General features: G+C 33.0%; 8 protein-coding genes. 1 reads left to right on the top strand and 7 read right to left on the bottom strand.

Annotated elements, in window-relative coordinates; genetic code table 11:
• From ABMY20_RS06825 to ABMY20_RS06810, 4 genes are all read right to left on the bottom strand, one after another.
• A complete protein-coding gene (locus ABMY20_RS06825) occupies positions 1 to 1,359 on the bottom strand; it encodes a hypothetical protein (protein ID WP_281980769.1) in 1,359 nt (452 codons plus the stop codon).
• Positions 1,360 to 1,362: 3 nt separating this feature from the next.
• Positions 1,363 to 5,040, bottom strand: coding sequence for a hypothetical protein (locus tag ABMY20_RS06820; RefSeq protein WP_349264933.1), 3,678 nt, complete (start codon positions 5,038 to 5,040; stop codon positions 1,363 to 1,365).
• A 110-nt stretch (positions 5,041 to 5,150) separates the two neighbouring features.
• Positions 5,151 to 5,588: a hypothetical protein gene (locus ABMY20_RS06815; protein ID WP_159495376.1), complete on the bottom strand. Its 438-nt coding sequence runs from the start codon at positions 5,586 to 5,588 to the stop codon at positions 5,151 to 5,153.
• Complete coding sequence (locus ABMY20_RS06810; RefSeq protein WP_173360739.1) at positions 5,545 to 5,904, bottom strand: hypothetical protein; 360 nt, start codon at positions 5,902 to 5,904, stop codon at positions 5,545 to 5,547. Before ABMY20_RS06810 ends, ABMY20_RS06815 begins: the two co-directional genes overlap by 44 nt.
• Positions 5,905 to 6,206: 302 nt before the next feature.
• Here ABMY20_RS06810 and ABMY20_RS06805 point away from each other — a divergent pair, with 302 nt between their 5' ends.
• Positions 6,207 to 6,374, top strand: coding sequence for a hypothetical protein (locus ABMY20_RS06805; RefSeq protein WP_159432127.1), 168 nt, complete (start codon positions 6,207 to 6,209; stop codon positions 6,372 to 6,374).
• A gap of 81 nt (positions 6,375 to 6,455) precedes the next feature.
• Here the strand turns inward: ABMY20_RS06805 and ABMY20_RS06800 are convergent, their stop codons facing one another.
• From ABMY20_RS06800 to ABMY20_RS06790, 3 genes are all read right to left on the bottom strand, one after another.
• Positions 6,456 to 7,379 (bottom strand): type IX secretion system membrane protein PorP/SprF, encoded by a 924-nt coding sequence (locus ABMY20_RS06800; RefSeq protein ID WP_349264932.1) that lies wholly within the window; start codon positions 7,377 to 7,379, stop codon positions 6,456 to 6,458.
• A gap of 4 nt (positions 7,380 to 7,383) precedes the next feature.
• On the bottom strand, positions 7,384 to 8,613 hold the full coding sequence (locus ABMY20_RS06795; protein ID WP_349264931.1) for a gliding motility-associated C-terminal domain-containing protein: 1,230 nt from the start codon (positions 8,611 to 8,613) through the stop codon (positions 7,384 to 7,386).
• Positions 8,614 to 8,626: 13 nt separating this feature from the next.
• Positions 8,627 to 9,828: hypothetical protein (locus tag ABMY20_RS06790; RefSeq protein ID WP_349264930.1), on the bottom strand; the 1,202-nt coding region annotated here is incomplete at its 5' end.

Here is a 9,828-nt window from a genome sequence, read left to right as displayed (position 1 = left end):
TTATATATCTATAATTAAAGGAAGATGATCGCTGGTACTTCTTATATGACCATAATTTGACCATCCTTTAAACTGGCTAAGGCCTCCAATAGTTCCAGGTGCTATCCCTCCATTTCCTCCCGGACCATTAGGAGGAAGAGGTAACGCTACAGGTAATCCAGCATTTGGTGCTCCAATTGGTATTTGACTCATATTTGTAGCATATACATAATGACCTGCAGGAGCTCCTCCAGGGGTGGGTAATACTCTATTATAAGGACTACCTGTGACCCTATTAATTATGGTCATATTTTTTGCAGGCCCTCCCGCATTAGCTCCATACCGAGTTAAAACATTGTCAATACTATCATATCCTTGAAAATTAGGATTACTTCCAATATATTCATATCCAGGATATCCATTCGTAAACCAAGGTTTTGCTTTATTACTAGTTTTTATATGTGTAAAAACATACCCTTTATCTGGCCATCCGTTATTAGCTGTTGGATTTATGGCTCTAGTATATCCTGCACCTGCAGGTAAAAAACTAATGAGGTTATTATAGGCTATAGGCTCAAAGTAAGCATTGAAAATATTAACATTAAAATCTCCTACAATAATTCCTACTTCGTCTGCATTTAGATCATTTGTTATTTCTCTTACGTTGGAAAGCTGATTTGTACCATTTGCTGCTGCTACATTATTAGGTGGTGCATGATATGACAATAATTTTATAGTTCTATTATTAGCTGCCTCCCAAAATGTTGTTAAATATGGTGGTCGATTTCCAACTCCAGGAAATTGTAATCTATTCGGAGGCATTGCATTATCTGTAAAAAGCCATTGCCCTGCTAACCTATTAGAATTTATTCCTGCATTGATATTACCTCCAGGAACAGCTACTGCAGGTAAACAATTGTTCCAAGGAGCTGCGTAGGTCGCTAGATTTGGCGCTCCAATATTAGCTATAGAATCTGACGAATTTCCTCCACCTTGCCAACCCCACGGACCACTAAAATTAAGATTAGCACTATTATAGTAGACAGATATTCCTTCTGAAACACCTCCTACACCAAGAATCAGAGGAGGTACTAGCATCCAGTTTACCCCAAGTGCAGCTCTAATTCTATTTAATAAATCCAAAGCTCCTTGGCTACCTCCTGCTGTCACAAGAGTTCCTTCAGCTCCTCCTCCAGTAGAAGTCTCTACTATTACCAGAATATCTGGAGGATGGGCGACAATAGTATCCATAATATATTGTCTTCTATTTACAGATGCTGCTTGACCTGACAAAGAGCTTCCACGTTGCCTTTTTCTACTTGGGTTATTTATTTTATTAATACCAAACTGCTGTATATTCCAATAGAGTACTCTTGCCATAGCTTAAGGTTTTGTTTTGTTATATGCTGCATACCATCCTAAACTTTTGGCAGTAGCTCCTGGGTTTGGGTTACCAAAAAGTAAAAAATTGGTACTTCCTCCTGGTGGTAGTTTGAGAATTCCTAAAAACTTCAATGCTATTTTACTCAATGTCATTAAATATGATTGTTGAGCTTCTACATATTCTAATTTTAAAGTATCAATAGATAATTTTAAAACTCCTTGTAAACTAAGAAGTTTAGCGTTGCTGCTAGTTCCTGGAAGTTTTATTCCTACAAATGCGTTATAGGTAGTATCGGTAGCTTTATTCCCTGGACTCCATGCAATCAATAAACTAGCATTAAAATCTAATGACGCCGCTAATTCACCGGGAGTTCCCATATTTAAGGTCATTTCTAGTCCATACCAATTTTCTGAAAGCCCAGTAGTATTGATTCCTGGCAAACTTAAATTAAGATATCCTAAACTAGAAGGTTTGGTATCCTTATCTCCACTAACAAGGTTATTGATTTGTAGTGCAAAGTTAGGGTATAAACTTAGCTGTCTAGTTGTACTAAGATCTGAGTTAAATACTATTTTTGAAGCATCAAAAGCGTAATCTACTACTGTTGGTGTACTGATATCAAAAGCCATATCAATATATAAGTTGCTATAACTTAAACCATCTATAATATCTGTATCTGTACCATTACCAAAAGAAAAAGCATCCATAACAATTGCTTTTTCTTCAGTTTCATTTGTTGCAGGTATGGTTGTTTGCATTACTGCATAGTTTAAATACCCCCACATGGTAAAACTAGATTCTATATAAGTTGCTTTTGGATCGGTTGTTAATGTATTAAACTGAATTTTGGTAATTTCTACATTTTTAAGAAGGTTGCTATCAAAATAAAATAAGTTATCATCCATATTTTCAAACACATATACTGGTGTACCATCATGATCTTGATATGTACCATCAAGCACTACTGTATTTAAAGTTTTAGAACCATATTTATTATTGGTACTTATAACGGTATCAGAAAATAAATTGTTCATTGTTAATTGTACCTTGCTTTGGAAGAACTTGATTGCTGTATTTTCAAAAAGTACCTGTAATTGAAGTACCTTAAAATCATAAGTAGCTCCCGCTAAAGGAGGTACAGGCTTATTAGTATTTAACCCTTGTAATAATTGTTGCTGATAAGCTGTGTCTAGATAATTAATGAGTCCGAATAGAGAACTCTTTTTTTGCATTTGAATTTCACCGTCAGCATTTACTTTATTGACTTCTATTCCAAAATGATGTGCATTAAATCTAGTCAAGTCAATACCAGAGATCAATCCTTTTAATTGTTGAGGAAACTCTTGTAAATCAATATCGGCTTTGAGTACCAATATTCCGTTCCAATCTTTATTGTTTATAATATTATGGAACTTTTCATACAGAATTGCCTGATTACTTTCTGGGTGTTCTAAACCATATTGATAAGCTTTTTCAGCATCTTCTATATAACTCTGTATCCATGATGAAATAGCTATTAACTGTTGATAAGCATTGGCTGGATCTTCAACTCCTTCTGTATTGAAAGTATTGGGTTGAGTCCAAGTTTTTGGATCTTTAACTCTATCTAATAAAGTCCCTTTACAAAATTTAAAAATAACTACGTTATTATAATCAGCATAAGTATTTGTTGTTCCTACATTAATATCAAATGGCCAATCTTCAATTGACATTTTGTTATTAAAAATTGCTTCTGCTGTAGTTTGTCCTCCTTGTTCTCCACTTTTAGAAAATAATGCTCCCAAATGATTGTTTTGAGTTGCTACTAAAAACTGTTGATTGGTTAAAAAAGCACTCTGTAATGTAGTGGATAGATTTACAAAGCTCATCTGGTACTGGGCTGGGTCAGTTGGTGTCTGGTTTTCAGGATACAAATATTCAGGTGTAGCCCCCTGATGAATATCATTTTGCCCTAAGTTGAGTAAACTCCAAGCTCCATTATTATTTACATTTGCTATTAATCCTTGCGGAGTTGTAGAACTTGTATAACTACCATCTACGTTACTCAAAAGTCTTTTTCTTTTGCTTACACTTTTTGATGCTCTTTGCGTAGTTAATTGTACTGCAATAAGTGTTTTTCTTTCTTTACTAAGTACTTCAGATTCAAAACTAGTTAAATTATCGTTTCCTGGTTTTTGAGAATCTGCTTCTACTGCCAAGTATGGAACAATAGGAACATAAAAATTTTGTTGAGGCATATCTACACTAGGTTCATAAAAGCCTAGTAAATTAGATTTACCCTTAATAACTTGGCTTACTCCATGATCTTTAGCAAATAAAGAAGCGCCTTCAGGCTGAGAAACATATTGTACATTCTCAGCTACATCAGATATAATATTACACCATCCTGTTAAATATTTATTTTCTAAAGTTGGACTATTGGTTCCTGGATTTACCAGTGAAAGTTCTTGTGCAGGAAAATTTGGAGCGTAAGCTGGTTGTTTACTTTTAAAACGTAATACATCTCCAACAGGAGTTCCATCTTTAATGGAATAAGGTGTAAAAGAGATAGTTTCTGTTCCTGACAACCCTGGTAGAAAGTCAAGTTGTCCATTTTCATCTACTTGATCTGATTCTGGGTCTAGAAAAAAATCGCCCTCAGGTTGTAAGTAAAATCGCTCTGTTTCATTAATATCTCTGGGAGAAATAAGTAACAAGGAACTATTAGGTAATGGAGTTAATTTGTTAGACGGATTCGTGTTTTCAATTAAATTAACTTTTGGCCATAAAGTAATAGAGTGCCCTGTATTTATTGAAAAAAAGCTAGGTAAATAGCAAGGTGTCGATTTTCCTGAAGTACTATTAAAAATGCTTCCTGTAAACGCAAAATAGGTATTTAACCCTTTTTTATTTCCTATATCTAAAGGATCAATAGCCGCTTGGGTCATTGCATACTCTACATCAGATTGAGGTTTAAAAATAGGATAACTATATTTTTCAATACTCTTATCTGTTGGTTCTGTATGGTAATAACAAGTTTCTGAATAAAAGGCCTTAAAATCACTTTCTAAATTAAATCCTATTGGAAAACTAAATGCACCACAATTATATTGAGTAAATGCTATAGATATGTCTTTATTAAGCAACGTATCACTTCCAAATTCTTTACTGTTAAAAGATATATTGGGACTGTTTAAATCGTAACTTAATTGTATTTGTGTAGCTGCACCTTCTGGAATGAAAGATACTTCTGTATTATTTCTAATTGATAATGTTGCAAAACCATTTCCCATAGTGTAATTAAAAGTTTGGCTAACCTTAATTACATTCTGAGAGTTCTCATAAAAATTAATTGCAATAACATTTTCATTGGTTGGTTTTGAATTTACATCTAACAACCAAGCAGTGGTAATATTATTTGAAAAGTTTTCTCTATACTTTTGTAAATAAGCTCTTACTTCGTTTATATATTTAGTAATATTTTCATCATCAGGAGCATTTTCAGCAAAAAGAAAATAAACAGAAAGTTTTTTTGCTTTTGATAAAGTAAGTGTAGATTCTTTATAGGTAGAATCTTCTGGTAGTACTATGGCAGACCATTCATTAAGTTCTGGTGTTACGTTAATATACAATAATGGATCTCCAGAATCCACATTACTAAATAAAGTACCCTCAGTATCTTGTAGAGTTGAACCCATAGCATTAGAATAATATGTGTGTAAAATAACTTGGTAGTGCAATAAAGTATGAGTATCAAAACTGAGGAATTGAAAACACCCCTTAAAAAAGCATCGTGATACACTATAAACTAATCATTCTTAGGACATAAAATAGATACAATTACTATTACATCGTAAGGTGATAAATTGGATACAATCAGTTGACTCCCTTTAAAATCAGCGACAGCTATAAGCTGCTGTCTAATCTTTAAAATATGAATACCATTAAACGAGGTACTGTCATTAAATTTTACATTATTAGTATCTCCTGTGTTAACAACAGTAGCTTGCTGAGCTTTACTAATATTATTAATATAACAAATACATTGAGACCCGTTATTGGTATCTAATACAGCATATTCATTCTTTAAAAGCACAATTGTATCCAGTTTGGATTTTGTAATACTTTGAGAAAATGCTGCATTACTCGCTAATACAAAAAAAGCAAGGATTGTACATACTATATACAATCCTTTTTTTTTATTAACCTTGTGTAGTTTGTGCCTGAATTTCTGCAGTTGCATCATTCTGAGCATTAGTAATATTAGAAACGGTTACTTGCGAACCTGCAAAATCTCCATTACACACCACACTATAAGATGGTGAATTTGGCGGAATATTAAATAATCCATTAGCTGGTTTCGTAGCTCCATTATCATAACAAGTAACACCTGTAGGTGCACCTGCTATTGTAAATGTTAGTGTATTAGCTCTACTAGAATTTGTAATAGTAAGAGTAGATTGTGAACCATTCGCTGTATTCCAAGTTGCGAATTGACCTGAATCTATAGCTGCTGAACCTTGTTGGTTAATTACTGGGTTTTGTGTTGCAGTAGTTGCCATAATTTAAAAGTTTAATTAGTTAGTGGTAACGAAGTTAAACTCTTATTTCTCTTTTTCGTTTAAAAAAACTATGAACGTAATAATACAAAGTATTAATGACTATAATTTTGATACAAGTGTTTTTTACCTCACTACAAAAAAACATAACACACTGAAATAAAAGTAATTAAAACAAAAAATCTTATGATAATTTAAAAACTCATTTTATTATATAAAGTATGAGAATACCTTACTTATTTTATGGTTTTTTACATAGTTTCCTTCTATTAACTTTTTATTTTTAGATTCTAAAAACTGGAAATATGATTAAAAACATTTTGAACTTAGGTTCTATCTTAAACAAAAATGAACAACAATTTATCAATGGAGGCGGTGATGATCCTGTAAAAGATTTATGCATTCCCGCCCCTAAAGAAGCTACTACTTGTCTGATGCCTATTAATGATGAGTGCTGTGGTTTATGGGCTTAAAACTAAAAGCTATAAAAACTGTTTTTGAACAGTTTTTATAGCTTTCTAAAATTAAGCTTAAGATAAAAAGTCTTCTTAAATTTAGAAAAATCTTGGTTTTTTATAAGTATCTTCTCTTAATTTAAAATCGAATAATAGTAAAAACTCGTGCGACCCTGAACTAAATTCTCCTAAGTTAGATATAGTATGATCATACGCATAACCTATTTGTAGATTTTTCTTTATTTTAAAATTAACTATTCCACTCCATGAATCATCTAACCTATGAGATACTCCGAATTCCACTTTATTATTCCACAATAGATTTAATGATAAGTCCAATGACAAAGGTGTCGAATCTGCGTACTTAACTAATGTTGATGGTTTTAACTGAAAGTTATTCTTTAAATCCACCACATATCCTGCTGTTAAAAAACTGTGTATCTTTTCGGATGCTTTAGTTATTTTCCCGTTCGATCTTTCAAAATGTAATGTTTCTAGTAAATTAGGTATAGAAATTCCTACATAAAATTTTTCTTGATAATAAAACGCTCCCACTCCAAAATTAGGATGTGTTTTGTTACTGTTCTGATTAAACTTAGGATCATTCGATTCTACTTGATTTAACGTTAACAGTCCTATTTGTTGAAAAGTTGCTCCTCCTTTTAACCCAAAAGCTAACTTAGCTTTTTCTGATGTGTTTATAGTAAAAGAAAAATCGGCATAAGCATGTGTTTCACTTACGGGACCTATTTTATCATGAAGTAAAGATAACCCCAACCCTACTTTTCTACTTACAGAACTATGTACAAATCCACTAAATGTCTTTGGAGCTCCACTAACACCTACCCATTGTGACCGTGCCAATAGCCCTAAACTTATTCCTTCTTTACTGCCTGCATAGGCAGGATTAATAACTGCCATATTATAAATATATTGAGTGTATTGAGGATCTTGCTGAGCTAAACCTTTACTACTTATGTTTATTAATAAAATGAGTAGTATTACATATGCTTTCTTTTTCATATAGCTACTTATTTAAATACAGCCAACCTTGGTAAGGCTTTGTTTTTCCGTCATTAAAATCTATTACATACCAATAAGTTGCAGCTGGCATGACTTCTGTATCTCCAGTTAATGTTAATTTACCTTGTGACTTTCCATTCCACCAAACTGGATTCAACTCATTATTATTACTATAATTATATACTACATTTCCATACCTATTGTATATTTTCATCTTAAATTTAGGGTATTTCTCTGCTAAATCGGGGATTACAAATTCATCATTAACACCATCGTCATTGGGAGAAAAAGAGTTAGAGGTAGAAAAATCTATAACAGGATCAATTGTTCCTCTTTTTTCTTCACAAGCCAATGTAAAAATGCCGTAACCAGAAACCCTGGCAGTTATACTTTTATCTGAAACATTTATGCTAATATTTTTTCTTTCTCTTATCCATTTCTCTCCGTTCCATCGTACTATCATTATTTTACTTGGATCTGAATAAATATCTTCTGATGTAGTTACATTACTCCATGTTAAAGTTAAGTTTATCAACTCATTATTAGATTTGTTTTGAATTTCCCAAAACTCATTCATGTCTATTAAACCAATATCTTCTTCTTTTTTATCGAAATTAATGTTTGCCTTTTCCCAATTAAAACAGACATAAAATTTTGTAGTTGAATCTGAAGGAGCAGAAATAGTTACCGTTCTTGGTATAAAAGTTTTTGACTTATAGTCTCCTACAGGAAAAGTAAAGCTTTCGTTTCCTATTTTTTGTGCTTTATTATTCACATAGCTTTTATTACTTATCCCCATGTTCGTTGCTCCATTTAAATAAGTAACTATCCCATTTTCTTCAACTTTCAAAATACCGTTTTCAAAAAATGTAGTTCCTACTATTTCTATTTCTTTACCTAAATTAAAAACTAATCCCTCTAATTCATTATTGAATTCTACAAACATAAAACTAGAGGTTCCTCTACCTGAAATAACTTGATTTTCATTACCTACAAAACTTGTAAACCCAGTTATTTTGTTATTAGAAAACTTAAACTTTCCATTATTTGTAAAGTTTTTAAACAAGTACAAATCACCATCATTTGTAATTGCTCCATAATCATTTATAAGTACATCTTCATGAATACTTACCAATGTATTTTCAGAAACATAAAGAGATCCAATACTTGTTACTTGAGCTTTAACAGTCATAACAAAGCACATAATTATTGATGATATTATTTTTTCTTTCATAATTATCAACTTATTATAAAGAAGTACTATCAATTTTATACCAATAGTAATTGGTTCCATCAAAACCACATTGTATCGTTATAGAAGAGTTAATTCCTAACAAGGATATACCTAATGAACTTAATCCAGACCCTTTTATAGAGCCACCTCCTATTATATTTAAATTTAAAGCTACTGAAAGTCCTATTAATAAGCCATTACCTGCTCTGTTTACAATCACCAATTTATTTCCTAGGTTACTACTATTGGGAGTTGGTATTGTTATATCTTCACCTAACCCGAGATTTAGTAATCCTGTTTGTTCAATAATTACTGTACCATCTGAATTAGTAATAGTTGTGGTGCTGGTAGGGTTCTTAACAACTCTTATACTATTTAATCTTGCTAAGTAAGAATTAATGTTTGCAATATTTGTTTGATTTGTTGTTGCTAAAGTATTATTTCCTGCTACATTTCCTGCTAAAGAAGAAGCTCCTATATCTACAGTTCCTCCGTTTACTAAACTAATGGTATTCCCACTTAAACTTAAATCTTGCGTGTCTGAATTTACAACACTCCATGTTATTCCATCACTAGTTTTATATAATATTCCTGAAGCTGTATCCGTATAAACTTGACCAGCAACACCTGTAACTGTTCCATTAGGGTTTCCCACCCCTGATAAAGTAGTATCCTGTCCTGCAGCTCCTGTATCTCCTTTTAATGAAGTGATAAAGTCAGCTTCAGTTCCACTGTTTCCAGCGTCTAACCAAACTTGATAGGCTGATTTTCCGTCTGATCCATTGATTCCATTCGTTCCCGCAGCTCCAGTGTCTCCTTTTAAAGAGAGGATAAAGTCGGTTTCAGTTCCACTGTTTCCAGCATCCAACCAAACTTGATACGCAGATTTTCCGTCTGCCCCATTGGTTCCATTCGTTCCCGCAGCTCCGGTATCTCCTTTTAAAGAGAGGATAAAGTCGGCTTCAGTTCCGCTGTTTCCAGCATCCAACCAAACTTGATACGCAGATTTCCCGTCTAATCCATTGGTTCCATTCGTTCCCGCAGCTCCGGTATCTCCTTTTAAAGAGAGAATAAAGTCGGCTTCAGTTCCACTGTTTCCAGCATCTAACCAAACTTGATACGCAGATTTCCCGTCTGATCCATTGGTTCCTGCCGCTCCGGTATCTCCTTTTAAAGAGAGGATAAAGTCGGCTTCAGTTCCACTGTTTCCAGCGT

This window comes from Tenacibaculum sp. SSH1-16, from assembly GCF_040104435.1.
GTDB lineage: Bacteria > Bacteroidota > Bacteroidia > Flavobacteriales > Flavobacteriaceae > Polaribacter > Polaribacter mesophilus.
Note: the sequence above shows the minus strand (reverse complement) of the source record. Positions and strands in the feature narration are given on the sequence as shown.

What these genes read in the sequence shown, in the direction of transcription:
- ABMY20_RS06805 (WP_159432127.1), top strand. Translation starts at nt 6,207, where the DNA reads ATGATTAAAAACATTTTGAACTTAGGTTCTATCTTAAACAAAAATGAA.
- ABMY20_RS06815 (WP_159495376.1), bottom strand. Translation starts at nt 5,588, where the DNA reads ATGATGCAACTGCAGAAATTCAGGCACAAACTACACAAGGTTAATAAA.
- ABMY20_RS06800 (WP_349264932.1), bottom strand. Translation starts at nt 7,379, where the DNA reads ATGAAAAAGAAAGCATATGTAATACTACTCATTTTATTAATAAACATA.
- ABMY20_RS06795 (WP_349264931.1), bottom strand. Translation starts at nt 8,613, where the DNA reads ATGAAAGAAAAAATAATATCATCAATAATTATGTGCTTTGTTATGACT.
- ABMY20_RS06825 (WP_281980769.1), bottom strand. Translation starts at nt 1,359, where the DNA reads ATGGCAAGAGTACTCTATTGGAATATACAGCAGTTTGGTATTAATAAA.
- ABMY20_RS06810 (WP_173360739.1), bottom strand. Translation starts at nt 5,904, where the DNA reads ATGGCAACTACTGCAACACAAAACCCAGTAATTAACCAACAAGGTTCA.
- ABMY20_RS06820 (WP_349264933.1), bottom strand. Translation starts at nt 5,040, where the DNA reads ATGGGTTCAACTCTACAAGATACTGAGGGTACTTTATTTAGTAATGTG.